The sequence below is a fragment of the Paenibacillus paludis genome, from assembly GCF_042610515.1.
In the GTDB taxonomy this organism is placed as follows: Bacteria; Bacillota; Bacilli; order Paenibacillales; family Paenibacillaceae; genus Paenibacillus_AQ.
This window is the reverse complement of the sequence record NZ_JBGJZP010000009.1, coordinates 14673-35227: the sequence shown is the minus strand read 5'-3', so window position 1 is coordinate 35227 and position 20555 is coordinate 14673. Positions and strand designations below refer to the sequence as shown.

General features: G+C 51.8%; 16 protein-coding genes. 6 read left to right on the top strand and 10 right to left on the bottom strand.

Features of this window, described 5'->3' with window-relative positions; translation table 11 throughout:
- Positions 1 to 956 precede the first annotated feature (956 nt).
- The gene (locus ACAN56_RS18530; protein ID WP_379144835.1) at positions 957 to 3650 is read right to left on the bottom strand and encodes an adenosylcobalamin-dependent ribonucleoside-diphosphate reductase; all 2694 of its coding nucleotides are present in this window, start codon (positions 3648 to 3650) and stop codon (positions 957 to 959) included.
- A gap of 413 nt (positions 3651 to 4063) precedes the next feature.
- On the opposite strand from ACAN56_RS18530, the gene ACAN56_RS18525 reads away from it, so the two are divergent.
- The 3 genes from ACAN56_RS18525 to ACAN56_RS18515 all read left to right on the top strand — a co-directional run bounded on the left by ACAN56_RS18525 (position 4064) and on the right by ACAN56_RS18515 (position 8110).
- Positions 4064 to 5806 (top strand): DEAD/DEAH box helicase, encoded by a 1743-nt coding sequence (locus ACAN56_RS18525; protein WP_379144833.1) that lies wholly within the window; start codon positions 4064 to 4066, stop codon positions 5804 to 5806.
- A complete protein-coding gene (locus ACAN56_RS18520) occupies positions 5806 to 6885 on the top strand; it encodes a YqhG family protein (RefSeq protein ID WP_379144830.1) in 1080 nt (359 codons plus the stop codon). The genes ACAN56_RS18525 and ACAN56_RS18520 overlap by 1 nt, the downstream gene beginning before the upstream one ends.
- Before the next feature lie 160 nt (positions 6886 to 7045).
- A complete protein-coding gene (locus ACAN56_RS18515) occupies positions 7046 to 8110 on the top strand; it encodes a hypothetical protein (RefSeq protein ID WP_379144828.1) in 1065 nt (354 codons plus the stop codon).
- A gap of 139 nt (positions 8111 to 8249) precedes the next feature.
- Here the strand turns inward: ACAN56_RS18515 and ACAN56_RS18510 are convergent, their stop codons facing one another.
- A complete protein-coding gene (locus ACAN56_RS18510) occupies positions 8250 to 8438 on the bottom strand; it encodes a YqzE family protein (RefSeq protein WP_038589726.1) in 189 nt (62 codons plus the stop codon).
- Positions 8439 to 8640: 202 nt separating this feature from the next.
- On the opposite strand from ACAN56_RS18510, the gene ACAN56_RS18505 reads away from it, so the two are divergent.
- Positions 8641 to 9417 carry an N-acetylmuramoyl-L-alanine amidase family protein gene (locus ACAN56_RS18505; protein WP_231578420.1) on the top strand — a complete coding sequence of 259 codons (777 nt, stop codon included), beginning with the start codon at positions 8641 to 8643 and terminating at the stop codon, positions 9415 to 9417.
- On the opposite strand, the gene ACAN56_RS18500 is transcribed toward ACAN56_RS18505, so the two are convergent.
- Both ACAN56_RS18500 and ACAN56_RS18495 read right to left on the bottom strand, forming a co-directional pair.
- Positions 9404 to 10342 carry a divergent polysaccharide deacetylase family protein gene (locus ACAN56_RS18500; RefSeq protein ID WP_231578419.1) on the bottom strand — a complete coding sequence of 313 codons (939 nt, stop codon included), beginning with the start codon at positions 10340 to 10342 and terminating at the stop codon, positions 9404 to 9406. The two genes, ACAN56_RS18505 and ACAN56_RS18500, sit on opposite strands and share 14 nt — an antisense overlap.
- A 98-nt stretch (positions 10343 to 10440) precedes the next feature.
- On the bottom strand, positions 10441 to 11535 hold the full coding sequence (locus ACAN56_RS18495; protein ID WP_379144825.1) for a glycerol dehydrogenase: 1095 nt from the start codon (positions 11533 to 11535) through the stop codon (positions 10441 to 10443).
- Between the two features lie 218 nt (positions 11536 to 11753).
- On the opposite strand from ACAN56_RS18495, the gene ACAN56_RS18490 reads away from it, so the two are divergent.
- Positions 11754 to 12614, top strand: a complete 861-nt coding sequence (locus ACAN56_RS18490; RefSeq protein WP_038589724.1) for an SDR family NAD(P)-dependent oxidoreductase — start codon at positions 11754 to 11756, stop codon at positions 12612 to 12614.
- 119 nt (positions 12615 to 12733) lie between these two features.
- On the opposite strand, the gene catA is transcribed toward ACAN56_RS18490, so the two are convergent.
- Both catA and ACAN56_RS18480 read right to left on the bottom strand, forming a co-directional pair.
- The gene (catA, locus tag ACAN56_RS18485) at positions 12734 to 13393 is read right to left on the bottom strand and encodes a type A chloramphenicol O-acetyltransferase (RefSeq protein WP_379144822.1); all 660 of its coding nucleotides are present in this window, start codon (positions 13391 to 13393) and stop codon (positions 12734 to 12736) included.
- A 133-nt stretch (positions 13394 to 13526) separates the two neighbouring features.
- A complete protein-coding gene (locus ACAN56_RS18480; protein WP_379144819.1) occupies positions 13527 to 14459 on the bottom strand; it encodes a hypothetical protein in 933 nt (310 codons plus the stop codon).
- A 319-nt stretch (positions 14460 to 14778) separates the two neighbouring features.
- On the opposite strand from ACAN56_RS18480, the gene ACAN56_RS18475 reads away from it, so the two are divergent.
- A complete protein-coding gene (locus tag ACAN56_RS18475; protein ID WP_379144817.1) occupies positions 14779 to 15621 on the top strand; it encodes a YihY/virulence factor BrkB family protein in 843 nt (280 codons plus the stop codon).
- 22 nt (positions 15622 to 15643) lie between these two features.
- Here the strand turns inward: ACAN56_RS18475 and ACAN56_RS18470 are convergent, their stop codons facing one another.
- The 4 genes from ACAN56_RS18470 to ACAN56_RS18455 all read right to left on the bottom strand — a co-directional run bounded on the left by ACAN56_RS18470 (position 15644) and on the right by ACAN56_RS18455 (position 20524).
- A complete protein-coding gene (locus ACAN56_RS18470) occupies positions 15644 to 17035 on the bottom strand; it encodes an FAD-dependent oxidoreductase (protein WP_379144814.1) in 1392 nt (463 codons plus the stop codon).
- 27 nt (positions 17036 to 17062) lie between these two features.
- Positions 17063 to 18619, bottom strand: coding sequence for an extracellular solute-binding protein (locus ACAN56_RS18465; RefSeq protein WP_038589719.1), 1557 nt, complete (start codon positions 18617 to 18619; stop codon positions 17063 to 17065).
- 93 nt (positions 18620 to 18712) lie between these two features.
- Positions 18713 to 19588 carry a carbohydrate ABC transporter permease gene (locus ACAN56_RS18460; RefSeq protein WP_038589718.1) on the bottom strand — a complete coding sequence of 292 codons (876 nt, stop codon included), beginning with the start codon at positions 19586 to 19588 and terminating at the stop codon, positions 18713 to 18715.
- A gap of 24 nt (positions 19589 to 19612) precedes the next feature.
- Entirely contained in the window at positions 19613 to 20524 is a 912-nt protein-coding gene (locus ACAN56_RS18455) for an ABC transporter permease (RefSeq protein WP_038599366.1), read from the bottom strand.
- Positions 20525 to 20555: the final 31 nt, after the last annotated feature.

The following is a 20555-nucleotide window of genomic DNA, read 5'->3' as shown; positions in this document are numbered from 1 at the left end:
GGCGCTACTAAAATGGCGCCATTTTCTGTTCCCACAGCTACACTAAACTGCCCGTTAGCCCCCCATGCCGCGCTTCGCGGCACCACAGATGATGAAAATTTCGTGTCGACGTTCTATACTATTCTTACGGCTGGCGAGGAAGGTCGTTAAGCTATGGTGTCGCGAACCCATCCGTTAGTCGCCGAAATTTAATCCAAGAACGCTGGGATTTCCAGCCGGGATATGCTTTAGCAAAACGGCTCGACCTTTTTCAGGAACAACTGGACCGGCTGGACACCATTCCAGGGATCGGGGCATAATGAAAGTGCCGGAAAACGCAAACCCTCTAAAACCCGCAAGGGTAACAAATATCTCCGCCCGGCACTTACTGAAGCCGATAACTCCATACGAGGATCGAACAACTATCTCGGTGCACAGTACCGACGCATTGCAACGCGCAAGGGGAAACACAGAGCTGCAATAGCAGTGGCCCATTCCATGATGACAATTGCTTATTATCTATTAACTCGCGGTGAAGATTACCGTGATTTGGGGTCGATTATTTTGAGGCGAGGCAGCAAGAGATAATCGTCAAACAATCTGTGCGTAGGCTTGAAAAGCTAGGCTTTACCGTTACAATATCCAACCCCTCTGCTTCATAACATCCATCCACCTCATACAAAATGAAGGCTCCGCTTTAAAAAAAACAAGTCAGCCGCGCTTAGTTTCATATTGCTATTTTTGAGTGTCCAGCGTTAATGATATTCAGGGTAGCTTAATGAAGTAGATATCCAATTCGCAAGATGTTGGTTTTCGCTTTATCATATATAGGGAATCTGAATAAAAAGCCTACAGAATATTAGTTTCTGTAGGCAGGGGAGTTAATTTTTATTCACTTTTCGCATGAGTCGTGGAGTTTTTTTGAGCTTTTATGATCCATCACAACAATCGTTCTAGGTTTCTTGTAATCCTACTTCTTACCCGCACCGGCTATACCCGCAGTTGCTGCAGGTCTTACAGCCTTCGATGTTAACCAGCGAGGCGCTGCCGCAGGATGGGCAGAGGTCGCGGGAGACCGCCCCATGGCTGTGTGCGGCATGGCCGCCGTGGCCGTCGTCCGCTACTGCCGCAGACGGTACGCTCGCTTTCAACTCGGCGTTCAGCGCTTCGTTGAAATCCTCCAGCTCCAGCGTTGCCGCAATCGGAGCGGGCACATGGTCGTCATGTGCGTTATTCAGCACATGTGTTTCCAGTGCCTTCGCTACCGCGTCGGCGATGGACTCGACGCGGTTCGCGCCGAAGCCGATGGCGCCGGAGCCGCCGATGCCCTTGAGATGCTTGATCAGCAGCTCGACCTTCTCGCCGTGGTCGCCGTAACGGAGGAACAGCGAGCAGACACGGCCCAACGCTTCCGCCATGGCGAAGACGTCGGAGCCTGCTTTGCCGACATTCAGGAAGATTTCTGCCGGAATGCCATCAAGGTCGTTGATGGTGATATACGCCATACCGAATGGCGTGTTGATCTTATAGGTTGCACCGCGCAGCACCTGCGGGCGTTTCTTGTATTGCTTGTCGACAACATTGGCATTGGTCTGTGGCGCAGGGCTCGCTGCCTCAACTGCGCTGGCCGGTGCAGCTTCTACTGCTTCCGGTGCAGCCGTTTCCGCTGCCGGAGCCTCTTTCTTGTCTTCCTTCTTTGTGGTTTCCAGCACTTGCACATCGCGGCTGCCGTCGCGGTAGATAGTTACACCTTTGCAGCCCAGATCGAAGGCCATTTCGTACAGCTCGGCAGTTTCTTCAACGGTGAAGTCTGACGGGCAGTTGGCGGTCTTGGAGATCGAGCTGTCCACCCAGCGCTGAATTGCAGCCTGCGCACGGATGTGATCTTTAGCCGACAAATCCATCGAAGTTACGAAATAATCAGGCAGCTCTTCACCCGGATGGGCTTCCAGCCATTCCTGTGCGATTGGCACGAACTGCTCGTCGTAGCCGAGACGGCTTTGACGGAAATATTTGAAGGCAAAATAAGGCTCAATACCAGTCGAAGTTCCTACCATTGTACCTGTGCTGCCTGTAGGCGCCTGGGTAATAACGGTAACGTTGCGCATGCCGTGCTTGCGGATGGATTCACCCACCTCCGGATAAACTTCGGTGATATTTTTCATAAATCCGCTCTGCAGATATTTGTCGGTATCAAACGCCTGGAACGAACCCTTCTCGCCGGCAATTTCCGCTGAGGCCAGATACGCTTCGCGGGCCATAAAGCCGTACAGCTTGTCCAGAAACTCCAGCGATTCAGGACTGCCGTAGCGGATGTTCAGTTTGATCATCAGCTCAGCCAGACCCATGGTTCCAAGGCCTACGCGGCGTTCCAACTTCTGGTTGGCTTCATTTTCCGGGAAATGATACGGAGTCTTGTCAATGACATTGTCCAGGAAACGAACAGAATAACGGGTAGTCGTCGCCAGATCGGCCCAGTCCACATCATGATTCTCCGCATCGTAGAACTTCGAAAGGTTGACGGCGGACAGGTTGCAGACGCCCCAGCCCGGAAGTCCTTGCTCACCGCACGGATTGGTGCAGATAATCGGATTAAAATACCAGCTGTTGGACATTTGGTTGTAGTATTCCATGAATACCACGCCCGGCTCTGCCGATTTCCAGGCTGATTCAATAATCGTATGCCATACATCGCGTGCTTTAACAGTACGGTAAGGAATGACCCGGCGGCCGTCCGCCTTCCATTTATCAAGGTCTCCGTCCCAAATCGTATCATAATCAGGGTCAGTCGTATCCGGGAATACAAGCTCCCAGTCGAGATCCTCTTTAACAGCTTTCATAAAAGCGTTACTGACACATACTGAAAGGTTGGCATTGGTCACTTGACCCATAGTCTGCTTCACAGTAATGAAATCAACCACATCCGGGTGCCAGTCATTGATCATCAGCATCAGCGCGCCACGGCGGCTGCCGCCCTGCTCAATCAGGCCGGTCGTATAGCTGAACAGCCCGCCCCAGGAGACAGAGCCGCTGGATGATCCGTTCACGCCTCTAACGATAGCACGGCGGGGACGCAGCGAAGACAGGTTAATCCCCACACCACCGCCGCGGGCCATAATCTCGGTCATTTCCGACAGTGTCTGCATAATTCCGCCGCGGCTGTCTTTAGGCGAAGGTACTACATAACAGTTGAACAGCGTCAGCTCTTCACTGGCACCGGCACCTGCGGCGATCCGGCCGCCCGGTACAAGCTTCCAGTCATCGAGAATGGAGCGGAACTTGCCTGTCCATTCTTCCTGAAGCTCAGGCGTTTTCTCTACCGAAGCCATGGCGGCTGCGAGCCGGTCCCACATTTCCTCCGGAGTTTTCTCTATATTAAGCGTAAGCTTTTCTACATCCGATTTCACCAGTTCACCACTGCGTGTCTTCACGGTAACAATCCGTCCGCTGCGCTCCACAATTTCGCCAACTTCCTTGGTAGGGAATTTGGGATCGTCTTTGGTCAGGACGAGAACAACATCGCCTACTTTGGCATTATTGCTGTCCGCATCCTTCCACGCATACCGGTCCAAAAATATTTTCTCGCTAAGGCCCTCAAGGCGCTGCTTACGTTTCACTGTACTCAATAGAAAAACCTCCCGGATGTATGATATGTAAATCTTCCGTTCCATGATGTGGGCTTACGTTTTGTGACCCACAACAAAAACTTCCAGCTGCCCTGCTTGTGCAAAGGAAGTTCCTCTTGTCAATAACAAATAACCGTCAAATGCTCTGATAAATCAATATTTCAAGCATTTGTAACAATATATTGTGTGCGTCAGCTTTTAAACTATACCACATATTGTATCGGAGGTCTTTTTCGATATAAGAAGCCCCGTGGCGAAAAATCGGCATTCATGACGCCTTTTCTCACTCTTGCTCGTTTTTTTATAAAATCAGAAACTAAAAGTTTCATCTGCGGGTGAGTGAATCTTTAATATGCACAACTCTTTCGCAATCCATATCAGGTTATGAATTCTCTCTTTTACGCGCATACTACTTCTACGCTAGTTCGATATGATACAGCGCCGGAGGAGGCTGCAACATGACGCAATTATCCCGCAATTCCCTGACGCAAGAGGTCAAGACACCCGTACCGCTGCTGCCTGTTCCCCTATCCTTTGAGCGAAACTGGCTGCATGATCTGGAGTCGAGACTGGAGAAAGGCGGGCCTTGGGGAGACCTGAGGTTATCCCGGCTTGCCGTGCAGGGTGAAGAATCGGGCCTTGTCACCAGCTTCGACGAGCTGCAATGCCTGAAGCATTTGTCAGGACTGTCTCCGCTTCCCCACCAGCTTGATACCGCTCATAAGGTACTCTTTGAAATGTCTGGCCGGGCGATTCTCGCCGACGAAGTCGGACTCGGCAAAACGATCGAAGCCGGTCTCGTGCTTAAGGAATATTTGGTACGCGGACTGGTAAGCAAAGTGCTGATTCTGGTTCCCGCCTCGCTCGTCCTGCAGTGGGTTCGCGAGCTGAACGCCAAATTCGGCATTACTGCCGTAGCACAGAAGAAGTCCTATTCCTGGGGAAATGACATTGTGGTCGCCTCCATGGACACCGCCAAACGTGATCCGCATAAAGAACTGCTGCTCGGCAGCGAATACGACATGCTGATTATCGACGAGGCCCATAAGCTGAAGAACAAGAAGTCCACCAACTACCAGTTTGTTCAGCAGCTGCGCAAAAAGTACTGCCTGCTGCTCACCGCCACTCCTGTACAGAATGACCTCGGCGAGCTGTTCAACCTGATCACCCTGCTGAAGCCGGGGCAGCTTGGCAATCAGGGGGATTTTGCCGCTAATTTCGTCGTGGACAAACGCCAGCCGAAGAATGAAGTCCAGCTGAGGGGCGAGCTGTCCAAAGTTATGATCCGCAACCGCCGCGGCGAAGGCCCGGTCAACTTCACCAAGCGCAAGGTCCGCAATATTCCGCTCACGCTCTCACCGGAAGAGAAGGTATTATATGACGGCGTTACCGCCTTTGTCAAAGACCAATATCAGGAATCAGGCGGCAATCTCAGCAGCATGCTCTCTCTGGTTACGCTTCAGCGTGAGGTATGCAGCAGCCGCGATGCTGTATTCATTACCCTGGTGAACCTGATCAAAAAGCTGCCAGCCGATTCTCCGAAACGGGAGCGGATGATGGAGCTGCTGCAGAGCATCCGCACCGTCAAGACGAATACCAAAGCGGAGAAAACGATGGAGCTGATCCGTGAAATGAACGAAAAGGTTATCGTCTTCACTGAATACCGCGCCACACAGGAATATCTGCTGCAATACTTCCGTGAACACGGGCTGCAGTGTGTGTCATACTCCGGCGGGATGAACCGCGGCAAGAAGGACTGGATGATGGATCTTTTCCGTGGACGTGCCCAGGTGATGATTGCTACGGAAGCTGGCGGCGAGGGCATTAACCTGCAGTTCTGCCACCATATGATCAATTTCGATCTGCCGTGGAACCCGATGCGGGTCGAGCAGCGGATCGGCCGGGTCCACCGTCTGGGCCAGGAGAACGACGTGGTCATCTACAACCTCTCCACAGAAGGCACCATCGAAGAGCATATCCTGCATCTGCTGCATGAGAAAATCAACATGTTCGAGATGGTCATCGGCGGTTTGGATGTGATCCTGGAACGTTTCGAGAAAAAGGAATCGCTGGAGAAAAGCCTTTATAAAATCATGCTTGAAGCCCGCAGCGACGAGGAGCTGCGCAGCGGACTCGACCACATCGGCGAATCCATCAGCGAGCTGACCCAAGGCATACAGAATGAAAGCGAGGCCACCTGATGACCCTTTCTCCGCAGCAAGTCCGAAAGCATGTCATGGATTATCTGGAAGCAACGGAGTGCTCGATCCTTGAGGTATCTCCGCTGCATGTGACAGTGAAGCTCTCGCCGCGCGCCGACCGGATGCTCACCGACCGGCCTTATTATTGGGGGTTCGTGGAACGCACCGGCGTCGATCCGGAGACGCTGTCGTTCACCTTCGTCTTCGACCCGGAGAAGTACGACAGCTTGGCCGCGCAGGCCGCTCCTCCGCCCCGGGCACAGCGGGGTGCGGCAAGCCGCCCTGCGGCCGGGCTTCTGCCGGGCGTAGGAGGCAACCTTGGCGCGGCAGAGATGGAAGCCGGCGCGGACAGCCCGGCGGCCGGTTTCGGGCAGCCGCCATCCGCAGGGGCAGCTCCCGCTGAAGCAGATCCGCAGGACGGCATTCTCGCCCGCTACTTTGGCGTTGTGCCGGTACTGCCGCGGATCGGACCGGGCATGATCCGCCGCGAGGATATAGTATACGGCAGCAAGCGGCTGAAGCAGATCTGGGCCGCCGCGCGTGATGAAGGTAAATGTCTGCAGCTGTTCGAGGACCCGGGAAGCAGGCAGCGGATGACACTGTTCTCTGCGGCCTATGAACCGTGGCTAGGCGTCTGTTACAAAGTAGAGATGACTTGCGATCTGAAACGGGAAGAGCTGCATTTTATCGGAATTTCCTTAACCAGCGGGGTCATTGCCGCCGACTTTGGCACGAAGCTGAATTCACGGGAATTAACTCCCCGCTTGCCGGAGAACATTCACGTCCAGCCCTCGGAGCTTACCATTGCCGCCGGGGCCGACCGGCTGGAGGCTTATTTGACTTCACAGCTTGCGAAACTGGACTACAGCTGGGCGGAGGAGGCCCGGGAAAGGCTGCGGCTTGAGCTGAGCATCGTAGATATTTATTATGAGGAGCTGCTCAAAGAGCAGGACGAAGAGAAGCGGCTGGCGATCCAGGAGCAATACAACCGCCGCCGGAAGGAGACCTCCTGGCAATACGAGCCGCAGGTTGCAGTTTCTGCCGTAACCTACGGCCTGTTCCATCTGCGCAGCACATAGAATGCGACCCTGCTCGCTAAAAGCAGGCAAAAAAACAGCGGAATTCCCGCAACCCGGCGCGACAGTATGCAACACCCTTTTTAGAGCTTGTCCGCTACAATTAATATATACCCGTTCCATGAATATGATTTGATTTGGACCAAGAAAGGTGAACGACGACATGACTATAAAATCAAGGCGGAAGGCCGTGCCTGGTCGTCGCGGCCGCTTCCTCCTCATTCTGTGCCTCTGCACAATCGGGCTGTCGGCAAGCTCTGCTTTTCCGGCTGTCTATGCCGCTAAGGACACCCGCGTCACTGTCACACAAGCAGTCTCCCATGATGCGCTGGCCTCACTTGCGATCAAGACGCAACCATCAACGGAATCGCTGCAGGACTTCACTAAGCTGACCATCCGCAAGCTGTCCGCCGATGCTCCCTTCACAAGCTGGAAAGAAGCCCGTACCGACTATTATCCGCTGGGACCGGGCACACATAGCTGGCTTGTTAATATCATGGACGGCGGGCAGCGCATCGGATACCTGATTATCTCGGCTACAGAGCAAGGCGGTTATATGCTTAGCGAATACGGAACCGGAACCTCCGGGCTGCCTTACAGCTTGACCGATCTGCGCCAGTTTCTGGTGCAGGAGGAACTCATCACTTCAGATTATTCAGGAAAGCTTGAACTGACGGCTCTTTACGCCTCTTTGCTCCCGGTGTGGAAATTAACGCTCGACCATACGGATATATATATCAATGCTTCGGTACCGCAAGTTCTGCCGTGGAGTTCAGACAAAGCAGAAGAGGTCCTGAAGGTACAGTTAGATGGAGTCAATACAATCTCCGGGCTGGACTCGGACTGGTCTCCCCTGCAGACCTACCGGAGTGAAGGTCTGGATGATCCATACGCTGATTTGCAGTGGCTGACCAGCCCCAAGCTGATGCTGGACAGCGCAGAAAACTTCACTGTTCTGCTGAATCAAAGCGGCAGTCTCGTCTTTCAGTCTGCTGGCAGGAACGATACGACCGGAGCGCCTTTTATGATTACAGGGTATCAGCGCTGGCTGCCTGCCGGTTCCAGCGGAAAGACAAGCGGCAGCAGTCCGGCCATCGTCTATGCCGCTGCGGGTCCGAAAGGCAAACGTTACCTCCCTCTCTCAGCGCTTCAACAAAGCGGTACCCTGCACCAGCTGCCTCTAGCCGCCAAAACAGTGATCGGTGCGCTTACAAATTCAAAACGTTAAGCTTACCCTTTGTCAGTACAACGTCTTTCCTGCTAGTATGCAACAAAACAACCTTCCACAGTGCCATATACAGGGCATCTTGGAAGGTTGTTTTTAGTTCAAGCTGTACTTGCGATTTGCCGGTACTCTTGCACCCGGATCATTTCTTGTCGTTCCGGCTCCATTTGCTCCGCCAGATCGACCAGCCGAGCGGCAGCATGCCAAACCATTTCTCTGCCCACGGCTCTTTCTCGGCCTTTCGGCGCGCCCGGCTGGCACGCGGATCTTCGATATAAACGACTACCTTTTCCGTAATATACTTCACCAGTTCATCACCGCTGGAAGCCATTTCGCCACCTCCTGTAACTGAATGCTGAATTTGGGCACACACCTTTGACTTCTGTCTGGATCTCCATGTTCCTAGTGTGCTCTAGAACAGCTATATCTAAACCGTGATACTGCTTTTCGTATAGGTTTGCCTGTTCCAGCACAATCTAACAAAGTATCCAGTCCGGTCAAAAGATCATTACCGCACAAGGAGGTCATCCAGCTTGAACTACTTGAACTACCTGAACCAAACCAGAAACCAATCCACCCGGGGAAACGTTACACTGCGCCGGCTGTTCGTTATCGTGTCAACCGCCCTGCTGCTTATGCTTCCCCTGGGACATGCAGGAATTGTGCAGGCGTCTCCGGCGCCTTCAGGAGCCGGGGCGAAAGAAGAGCGCCAGCATATGCTCGGCCATGATCAGCGGATCATTCTGATTGATGCCGGGCATGGGGGAATTGACGGTGGTACGTCATATGGCACCATCCTTGAAAAGGATATCACGCTCGCTATCTCCCGCCGGCTGTTCCTGCTGCTGCGCAGTGACGGCTTTGATGCGATCCTTAACCGGACCGGTGACTATGCCCCCAGCGATGAGAACCGCTGGCTGCGCAGCTCCTCCCGCCATTTGCGGGATCTTGCCCAGCGCAAGGAGCTGGCCGAGACGCTTCCGGCAAATGTCGTGGTCAGCGTTCATATTAACTGGGCCGCTTCCCCCTCCAAACACGGGCCGCTCGTGCTGTACCGCCAGGAAGGCCGCAGCTTCCTGCTGGCCAGTTCGATACAGGACCAGCTCAATCAGCTCTATAATGTAAAAGCCAGCCCGAGACAGGGTAAGCCTTTTTATCTGCTCAACAAAATAACCGCCACAACAGTGATCGTTGAGGCGGGATTTGTGAGCAGCCCGACCGACCGCGAGAAGCTTTGCAGTCCGAAGGGCCAAGAGGAAATTGCTGAAGCGATTGCTAACGGTATTGCCGGGTATCTTATGGAAGTGTAAGCTTCGAATTCCATTGCCATTCGTCCCGGACCAGTTCGGAAATGCCTACAAACTCGACACTGTCCTTTATTTCACCAATGCCGCTGCGGATGCCCGCAGCGGTCTCTTTGCCCTGGATGCCAACATGGCCGATCGTTACACAATAGTTCTGGTTCAGCGCCCTTTCCTGCACCAGCCGCATTTGCTTCACGACATGGCTTGCCGTATGAACATCGTCCAGAAAGATATGATTCTCCACAGGCGGCAGCCCGATCTCACGGGCCATTCTGCCGGCTACCGAACGGTAATTCGTATGGCTGTCCACAAAAAATAATCCGCGTTCCTTGCAGACCGCCAGCACAATGCCCATCACCCGCTCATCACCGGTTACCTTGGAGCCCATGTGATTGTTGATTCCCACGGCAAAAGGAACATTGTCCAGTGCAGCCTCGACCTGCTTGCGTACCTCGGAATCGCTCATCCGGGTCAGAACTGCACCCGGACCCAGCCACTCGGGTTTGCCTTGCTTCGGTTCCATCGGCAAATGCACCAGCACATCGAAGCCCTGCTCATGTGCGCGCCGTGCATCCTTCTCTGTAGTCGGTAGAAACGGCATTACGGCAACAGTGATCTTAACCGGCAATTTGAACATTTCCTCCGTACCACGCATGTCATTGCCGAAATCATCGACAATGATGGCTACCCTGCTGCGGGTATGTTGTTTCTTCTCCTGGGTTCCTTCAGCCTTAGCGCTGCCGATCACGGCAGGTTCGGCAAGGACGGATGAAGACACTACAGACCGGCTGCCCCTGACGTGATGTGAAACTGAACCAGCTGATGTTCCGTGCGCAGTTGCAGCGGCCGGAACCAGCGCCGTCATCAATGCGACAACAGTAATGAATGGATACAGAATGGTGCGTTTGCCCGTATGATTGCTCTTTTTCAAGAGGATCTCCTCCTTCGATGCTATGGTGCCATTGTTCTCATTGTTTGGAACCTGAAGGAGAAATATGTACGGGACAGGTACGCAATAATTAACAATCGTTATCCGGCCTGCTGCCCCCGGCGGTCAGCGGCAATGATCGCATCAAATACATCCTGCGGGGATACCTCAAACGGCATATTTGCCATCGGGCTGTCTGCCTCACAGCTGGCTTGGGCCGCAGCCATAAGTTTCCCCGGCTCCATCCCAGAAAGGCCCATATCCTTAAGCGTTACAGGCAGGCCGACCTCCCGGCAGAAAGTAACAACGGCAGCGATCTCCTCCTCCGCTGCATGCTCCAGCATCAGCTGCGCCAGCGTGGCGAACGCCACCTTTTCCCCGTGAAGCATATGCCGGCATTCCTCAAGCACAGTCAGTCCGTTATGAATGGCATGGGCGGCGGCAAGTCCGCCGCTCTCAAAGCCGATGCCGCTAAGGTAAATATTCGCTTCCACGATACGGCCGACAGCCGCCGAGGCTATTCCTTGGCGGGCATCCTCTAATGCCTCAGCTCCTTCAGCGAGAAGCGTATCCAGACAAGCACGCGCCAGTGCAAATGCGGCGATCGAGCTCTGTCCCCCTGCATGGGTCACAGCGCCGGAATTACGGCAAGCCCTTGCTTCAAAAAAAGTGGACAACGCATCGCCCATTCCTGCCGCCAGCAATCTCGGAGGGGCTTTAGCAATAATATCTACGTCGACGATTACGGCATTAGGACTTTGGAGCAGAGGGAGATAGCGGTCAAATTCGCCCTCTTCCGAATAAAGTACCGACAATGCGCTGCAGGGCGCATCCGTAGAAGCCACTGTCGGAACAATGACCACCGGCAATCCGGTATAACGGCTTACGGCTTTGGCCGTGTCCAGTGTTTTGCCGCCGCCGATGCCCAGAATTACACCTGTCGCGTTCAAGTCCAGCTCCGCAACAATTTGCTCCACCAGCTTTAGACAACATTCTCCCTTGAACTCACGCTGAACAAGCGGCATAGACTCAGCGTCAAAGCTGCTGACAATATCATTTCCGTAGGTAGCGAGGATGTAAGGATCTACAATGGCATAAGCCCCTGTGGCTCCCATTTGTCTGCAATAAGCGCCCAGCTTCGAGATTTCACCGCCGCCTTGAATATACTTTGACGGGGAATAGATGACTTGATTCATATGAAGTTCCTCCTTTTTCCAATCCCTATCAGTTTAAGGAAGAACACGCCGCCCGGCAAGGACAAAGCAGACATCCTCTGCACTTTTCTAATCCCCTAATCTATTCAACTTCAAACCCACCTCTCCTTGACTTGGAGTCGGCTCCAAGTTATACAATGAGCGCATCATCAACCGTCAGGCCTAAGGCCACTATTACTGCACTTTGAGGAGAGATTACTATGACAACACAAACACAGCGCGGAACCGCGCTGATTACAGGAGCCAACAACGGAATTGGCCTGGAATTGACCCGCAAACTGCTGGGTGAAGGCTGGGAGGTGATCGCACTCATCCGCTCAGGATTTCCCGAAGATGATGCCCCTATCCTTGAAGCACTAAGCAGCAAGCGGCTGCGGATTTATAAGGCGGACCTTTCAGATTTTCATAGTCTGGGAAAAGCGCTCGGGGAGATTGTCACGGCTGAACCCCGGATTGATCTGCTGTTTAACAACGCCGGCGGCAGCTTTGCGGAATTGAGTTATTCCAAGCAGGGGCGGGAGCTGCACTTTGAGCTGCAAACAGTGGTCCCGTACATTATAATGATGGAACTAAAAGGACTGCTCCTGAAAGGAACTCATAAAACGGTGATCAACACTGCCTCCAATGCAGTTCTGACACTGAAGGAATTTAATCCGGATACCCTGGAACGTCCGTCATCCTTCAAAAAACTGTTCGGCCCCTACGCTACTTCCAAAATGGCACTTTCACTCTGGACCAAAGAAATCTCCACGCAGCTAGCCGCTGAAGGAATAATGATCCGCAGCGCAGACCCGGGGGGCAATAATACGATCCGCAGCGGCAAAAAATCGGGTTTACCTTTTTATCTGAAGCCGATTATCAAGCTGTTCTTCCCCCATCCCAGCTACGGGGCCGGTCTGCTGTACAAAGCGGCTTTCGGCAAGCACAGCCATGTACCCGGAGTATTTCTCGTCAAAGATGAGGTGAGCCGCCTGAAGTTCGCCTCCGAGAGCCGCAAAGTTCTGGAAAAAGTGCAGGCCATTTATGAACATGAATATGTTCCTGCCTACAGCAACTCTTGATAATGAACTGTACAGGCTAGGATGTGTTGAAAAAAATAAAGGGTTCCTCATATTATGAATAATATGTGGAGCCCTTTATGCTTAACTATCGATCCCCGTCAGCGGAGTAGGGTGGCTAACTAATTGTAGTGCAACCACTCCTTATAGGTATCTGCACGTAATTGCAGTTCATTATACAGCACGCTGGCGTGGTAGCCGTCACAAACGGCATGGTGGAATTGTCCCGATAAGGGCAACAGTATTTTCTTGTCATGCTGAAAATATTTCCCCATTGTAAAGATGGGCAGCAAATAGGTGCCCTCGTTATACACGTTCAGGTTAAAGCCCGTGAAGCTGACCCACGGAATGCTAGAAATGGGGAAGGTGTTAGGTGGTTCGTTCGCTTTAGCGGCAAATTGTTTAACACTTCCGTACATCTTCATATCATCAAGATAACGGCTGTAGAAATCACCAAATTCTTCACCGTACAAAGTCCAGATGCTTGAAAAAGTCTTATCATCATCATGGAAGATTGTAAAGCTAGGTGACAGGCTGTCCCAATAACCTAACCGGCCTTCAGAATCAAAACAGGTGCGAAACTCACTATGGTGGTTTACCACCGTAGTTATCATGTGGATTAGTACCGGGTACAACTTAATCCCCTTAGTCTTAAGTTCTGAAAGCAGACGGGTTATGTCAATATTTGAAGTCATGCTATAGGTGCATCTGACATTATTTAAATAATGTTCAAAATAGGGCTTTCTACTCCAGTTATCCATGACAATGTGATTAATATTCATATATTCTGACCTCCTAAAATTATTGCATTTTTCATTTTAGGAGGTCAGTTCGACTGATTTCACCATATCCTCATCACAATCCCTTGAGAAATTATATTATGCCGATGAGTATACCATCATCATAACCAAAACATCAAGAATACCCCAATCCTTTAAATGCGCGCAGCAGCAGCAAATTTTCAATTGCAATACTCGCTTTCCACCAGTTTTCGGCGACTGCAAATTCTTTCTCATAAGCAGCCCAGCTCCAAGTTAAATTCCAAACCCCCTCCGGATTTCGGGTGCTCAGTATGTAGTCCAGCTCTTGTTGAACCAGCGCTGCGTGATCCGCGGCACCCAAACTATCCGGAGTTTTGATAAATGCAGAAGGTCTGCAGCTGTATCCGTTCCAATCCCCGGCTCCGCGTGCCAGCAGCACTGCGATTTGGGCTCTGGCAGCTACTATTAGCTGCGGATAAGCGAAATGCTCCTCGGCCTTAGCGGCAGAGATACACTCCAGCATCGTGAGCACACATTTCAGCGGATGCATCTCTACATCGGGATGCTCCAGAAACCTGCCTGCCAAATCTTTGGCTGTTTGCATGCCTTGTTCATAGAGCCGGCTGTCTCTGTCGGCAAATTTGAGGATTGCCCCAGCCAGAATTGCTGTCGGATTATACATACTGCGGGCGGTGCTGTTCGAATCCGTATGCCACCATGGGGCATGAGGGTAATCATTATTGGAGTCCACTACATTCCTCCAGATACCTTCATCCATCTCGGCTCCACTCTCCAGATACCTCATCATCCCTTGAACGATCGGATGGGTCCGGTCATCAAAATGAACCTCCAGCAGCTTCTCTACCGCTGTCGCTGTCTGAATCGGTGTGGAGTTCGGATTCCATGAGTCGGCTTCAAGCGCATGTCCAAAACCGCCGTCTTCATTCTGATAAGCAGATAAGGCCTCCAACACTGCGGACAAAGACCCTTCTTCAAAATGGAACCTCCATCTGGCGAGATCCAAAGGGCGGGCATTGCGGTAAAACCAGCTGCGAATTCTGTTATAATCCATAAGCGGTAAACTCATTATGATTCTCCTTCCCGTAATTCGATCAGCCTGTAAGTCTTTGGAGCTGAAGTATATACTTGTATTAAACAAAACCTGCTATGTAGATAGCTATGACATCACTCATTATTTTTTAGAATAATCGTTCTCATATCAACAAAAAAATTCATCTTCTGTTGGCCCACTACCTAAATCATTCTTTACACAGCTAACCTAGTATATAGGGAACGATCGGTAAATAATTAATCTTTCGTTTATGTTTGGAAAATTTGCGGTTATGTTAATATTAAAAATATGTACATGCATAACATAAAAGAAAAAGCGGGTAGAGGAGTGAACTATGAACAAGACTAAGGATACCGCAGGTTTGTTCTCTTTGATGAAGCAGCTGTTCCAAAAAATCAAACTCGACGATGTGCAGGGTATCAGTGCGCAGTTGACTTATTATCTGATCCTCTCCCTGTTTCCTTTCCTGATCTTTATTATGACGCTGATTGGTTACGCCCATATTTCTATCGAGGATAGGATTGCGGAGCTACAGCAGATCATGCCTGCCGAAGCCGTCTCCATAATTGAAGAGATTCTGCAGGATGTGTCCGAGGGACGGAGTGAGGCCCTGCTGTCCTTCGGGATGCTGGCCACGCTGTGGGCTGCCTCCAAAGGCATCAACGCTATCATCAAAGGGCTTAACCGCGCCTACGATATTGATGAGAGCAGGGTGTTCTGGAAAATACGGGGGATTGCTTTCCTGGCCACCATGATCATCGGTGTGGTTGTTCTGCTCAGCATTCTGCTGCTCGTACTGGGGAGCTGGCTGAAGATACAGATCTTTCTGCTTGCTGATCTGCCCTACGGTCTACAGAAGGTATGGGATCTGCTGCAATATATTGTACCGCTGTTCGTGCTGTTCGTCGTGTTCACTCTGCTCTACTGGATTGCACCCAGCCGGAGGCTTACGCTAAAAGAGGTTATGCCCGGCGCGATGTTCTCCACCATCGGCTGGATCATAACCTCCATTCTCTTCTCCATTTACGTCAACCAGTTCAGTGATTTCACCAAAACCTACGGAAGTCTCGGAGGCGTCATGATCCTGCTGATCTGGCTGTACATCAGTTCAATCATTATACTGGTCGGCGGCGAGATCAATGCGCTCCTGTTCAATCGCAGGCCCATCCGCAAATAGATTTCGGTGAGGCTAAGGTATTTTAGACTACACCATTCTTCGCTTCATCGTGCGGTTTGACGGCTTCTGCCCCGGCTATCTCCGGCAGGTATGCTCCTTCTTCTTGCAGACGTCTGCGCAAGGTAGGGATATCCACGGCATGCACGTCATTGTCAGGAAGCTTCACTGCCAGTGCTGCGGCAATCCCGGCGGCTTCGCCCATGGCCAGACAGACCGGCATCACCCTGACACTGCCTTGGACCTCGCGCACACAAGAGATGGAACGCCCGGCGACCAGGACGTTTCTCAACGTCCGTGGGGTCAAACAACGGTAAGGAATGCCATGCGATTCGCCCGGACCGTAACGTTTAATGACTTCCTGCTTGCCTCCAGCCTGCTTCTCTTCCTTTTCCGTCCCATGGATATCAATGAAATAGCTGTTGCGGCAGATTTCATCCGCGAAGCTGCGGCGGTTCACATAATCATCCACACTCAGTACGTAATCCCCGGTAATTCTTCTTGTCTCACGCACTCCCATTAACGAACCTGTACTGGCTACAAAAGAGCTGCCGAAGGAAGCCGGCATAAACTCGGCAAGCGCATCCCTGTAAACTGCGGCAAGCTTCCTTCCCTGCATCAGGGCAGCCGATACCGAAAAGGCATCCGTGTTGTCCACTTCCCATAAATGGCCGGCGTTGAAGCCTACCGTACGGGGAGCAATCATATTGTTGCAGATATGCGAATCCGGGATCATCGGATATTTACCGGACCGCAGAATGTCATAGATCGGACTGGTTTTATTATTGCCATGCAGCAACGGTCCGTTCAGATAAGCATATTCATCCACATTCCCGAGGTTGAAGCAGTGCGTGGCCGGCATGAGGTCACCGGTTTCGGTATCGCCCTTGAGGTATTCCGCCCCTGCCCAAGCCGCAACATCGGCATCTCCTGTACAGTCGATATATACTTTGGCCTGCATAGCCTGCAGTCCGTTTTTGCTGGCCGTAATCAGTGCTTCCACTCTACCGTCTTCACCGGTTTCCACAGAGCCGAGCAGGGTCTGGAACAATACAGTTACACCGGCTTCTTGAACCAGCTCATCATAGATGACCTTCAGCTTCTCCGGTTCAATCGGCACCCAGTCCATGGCATCCTTGTCAACATGCGGCATCTGAGCTTTCAGGGCTTCAAATACTTTCATCGCCAGCCCTCTATAGATGATGGTCTCCATGTCAGAGAATGGACACCATGCCGGCACCAGTCCCGAGGTTCCCATTCCGCCTAGGCTTCCCGTCGCTTCAATCAGCAGTGTTTTTGCCCCTTCACGCGCGGCGGCAGCGGCGGCCGCGCAGCCCGCAGGGCCGCCGCCCACAACGATCACATCCCAGTTGTCCTGGAGCGGAACTTCATTGCTCCGCATCCTGTAGGTTTTCATTCTGTTTTCCTCCAAACACTCAGCCTTTTATTTAGCGGATGCCGCATACCAGTCGTTAACTTCTTTGACACTCGCTTCTCCGCCAGCGGCATTGTACTTTTCAACAAATGTTGTTACCGCATCAGGGGACTCCTCACCTACGATTACCTTGACAGCAAAGTCATTGATCATCTGACCCAGTGAAGCATTGCTCTTGGAATACTCCGGCAGGGATGGAGCAAGCGCAAGCGGATCGGAAATTCTGGCCTCTGCTGGCAGCTCATTGTTAAGGAAGGAGAAGCCGGCAAACAGACGTGCATCCTTCTGGACACGGGCCTGCCAATAGATTGGATACAGCTTTTCGTCGATACCGGTCAGATAGTTGCTGGCATTGCCCCGTTCATCCGTGAACAGCGGCAGAATCGGGCTGTACACGCCATCTTTAAACGTATGATGTTTGCCTTCCTCTCCGATGGCGATCAGCTTGAACGTTTCTTTCTCCAGCTTGGCATTGATCCATTTAATCGCATCTTCCGGATGTTTGGCAGATTTCGGAATAAAGGTAATGCGGTCGAACCCGCCGCTCATTCCTAGGCCCATTTGCCCGTCTTTCCCTTTTAAGGCAGGAAGGTAGGCAAACTTGGCGTCCGGGAAATTCGCAGCCAGCGCATCAGCAATGCCCGGAATGTCATACCAGGGAAGCTGAATCACACCCACCTTGCCGCTGGTGAACTTCTCCTTCAGGGTAGCATCCTTGTTTACTGCAAATTCCTTGTCCAGAAGACCCTGCTTATACAAATCGGACATATAAGTTAAATATTCCTTGAATCCCGGGTGCAGCGGTGTCGGCACCAGCTTGCCGTCGACCTGGTTCCAGCTTGTGCCAATTCCGAATGCACCAGTAATATTGGCTGTCGTTGCGAGAGCACCGTCAATTGACATCGGTGCGCCGTTGCTGCCGTTGCCGCCGGGATCTTTTTCCTTGAACGCCTTGAGCACTGCTGTAAATTCATCCAGCGTCGTCGGCATCTTAAGCCCCAGCTTGTCGAGCCAATCCTGGCGGATCATCAGATCAGCCCCGGCAAACTGCGAAGAACTGTTCGGAATAGCGTAGATTTTGCCGTCTACCTTCATGGCATCAAAGGACGCCTCCGAGATAGAAGCTTTAATATTGGGACCAAACTCATCAATTAGCGGTCCCAGATCCACCAGGGCACCCATTTTGGCGTAATCGGTATACACAGCTTTTTCACCGGAAATGGTAATGACGTCATAAGGCTCACCGGAGGAAATCAGCAGGTTTAGCTTATCCATCGCTTTGTCCGCCGGTAGCATTTCGTATTTCACCTTGTAGCCGGTCTGTTCTTCAATCACTTTGGCAAGCGGATACGTGTTGTAATCATCCTTTGACCACAGATTGAGCGATTTCAGCTCAGGTTTGGAATCGCTTTCAGTTACTGCAGCGGTTGTAGCCGCCGGAGCCTTCGCCCCCTCCTCTGTTCCCTTGCTCTCTTTGTTGCCATTGTTGCCCGATGAACCGCAGGCCGTTGCTGCAAGCAGCAGCCCGGTGCACATCATGAGAGACAATCCTTTTCTATATTTCATCCTTATAACCCTCCTCCAATAATATGGGGTGATGCTGTATATGAAACGCTCTGTCAAAGAGCGGCTTCATAGCGCAAGCTGCGGGGACAAAACTCAGCCCTTTACAGAGCCGATCAGCACCCCTTTGATAAAATACTTCTGCAGAAACGGATACACAAACAGGATCGGGACAGTGGAAGCTACCACAGTCGCTGCGCGTATGCCTTCCGGTGACATATTCATGAGATCGTCCACGCTTTTGTTCACGGCATTGGCCGCACTGGCATCCATTACGACATCCTGCAGATACAGCTGCAAAGTCTTAAGCGCGGTATCGTTGATATAGATCATCGGGCCGAAATAATCATTCCAGAAACCCACGGCATAGAACAGGGCAATGGTGGCGATAACCGGCATGCTGAGCGGCAGGATGATCCGGAACAGGATAGTGTACGTCTTGGCACCGTCAATCCGTGCCGATTCCTCCAGCGCTTCGGGAAGACTCTCGTAATAACTCTTGATAACCAGCATATTAAAGACACTGATCATCCCGGGCAGAATCAGCACCCATAGATTGTTGATCAAATGCAGCTGGCGCATCAGCAGATAATTGGGAATCAGCCCTCCGTTGAACAGCATAGTGAAGATGAACAGCACCATAATGAAGGAAATACCCGGCAGATTACGTTTGGATAACGGGTACGCGGTAAGTGCGGTCATCAGGATCGAAATAGCCGTTCCTACTACAGTGACACCAATGGATACACAAAAGGCGCGTATGAACATCGAGGAGGAAATAACCTCCTTCAAAGTGTCAAGCTGGAATCCAACAGGCAGGATGCCCACCTTACCGGAAGTGATTGCCCATTCTTCACTGACCGATTTGGATAACACGTTCAGCAGCGGCAGAAGCATAATAATCCCCAGGGCGATCAGGAAGACATACACGGAGATATCGAGCACCAGATCTCCTTTGGTTCGTTTGGTCATTGTTATCTTCTCTCCCTTCCCGGATTACCAGATTCCGCGCTTAAGCAGCTTGCGGCTGATATAGTTGCCTGAGACAATCAGGATGAAACCGACGACGGAGTTAAACAGCCCGACTGCTGTACTGAAGCTGTAGTCCATCTTGCCAAGACCGATCCGGTACACGAAGGTTCCGATGACATCAGCTGTTTCATATACCACCGGATTGTACATTGTGAGAATTTGCTCTGTACCCGCGTCGAGTACTGAACCGAGACGGAGTATGAACATCAGCACCACCGTCGGCAGAATTCCCGGAATGGAAATATGCAGCATCCGGCGGATTCTGCCCGCCCCGTCAATAGCAGCCGCTTCATATTGCTCCTGATCGATACCGGCAATGGCGGCAATGAAGACGATGGCATTCCAGCCCGTTTCCTTCCAGCCTGCGGTAAAAACCACGAGACTGCGGAAATACTCATTACTGACAAAAAAACTGATCGGCTCTCCGCCAAACCACTGGATGATGTTGTTGACCAGCCCGCCCGATGTAGAGAGGATGGTCACGAATAAGCCAGAGATAATGACCCAAGACAGAAAATGCGGAAGATAAATGATCGTCTGAATCGTCCGTTTGAAGAACATCAGCCGAACCTCGTTCAGCACCAGCGCGATGAAGATGGGAACCGGAAAAAGCAGCACAATTTTATAAACGCTGATTAACAGCGTATTCATAAACACCCTTCCGAATTCTTCCGACTGGATCAGCTTATGGAATTGCTCAAGCCCCACCCACTCGCTGCCCTTAATGCCTTCAAAAATGTTGAAGTCCTGAAAAGCAATCAGCACCCCGTAAAGCGGTGTATATTTGAAGAGCAGGAGAAACAATAATCCGGGGATCAGCAGTACATAATAATCCCTGTTTCTCCATGCATATCTCCACCTGCTTGCGGACCTGATTCTGGTTGGCTTAACCTTGCTCTTCGGGTTC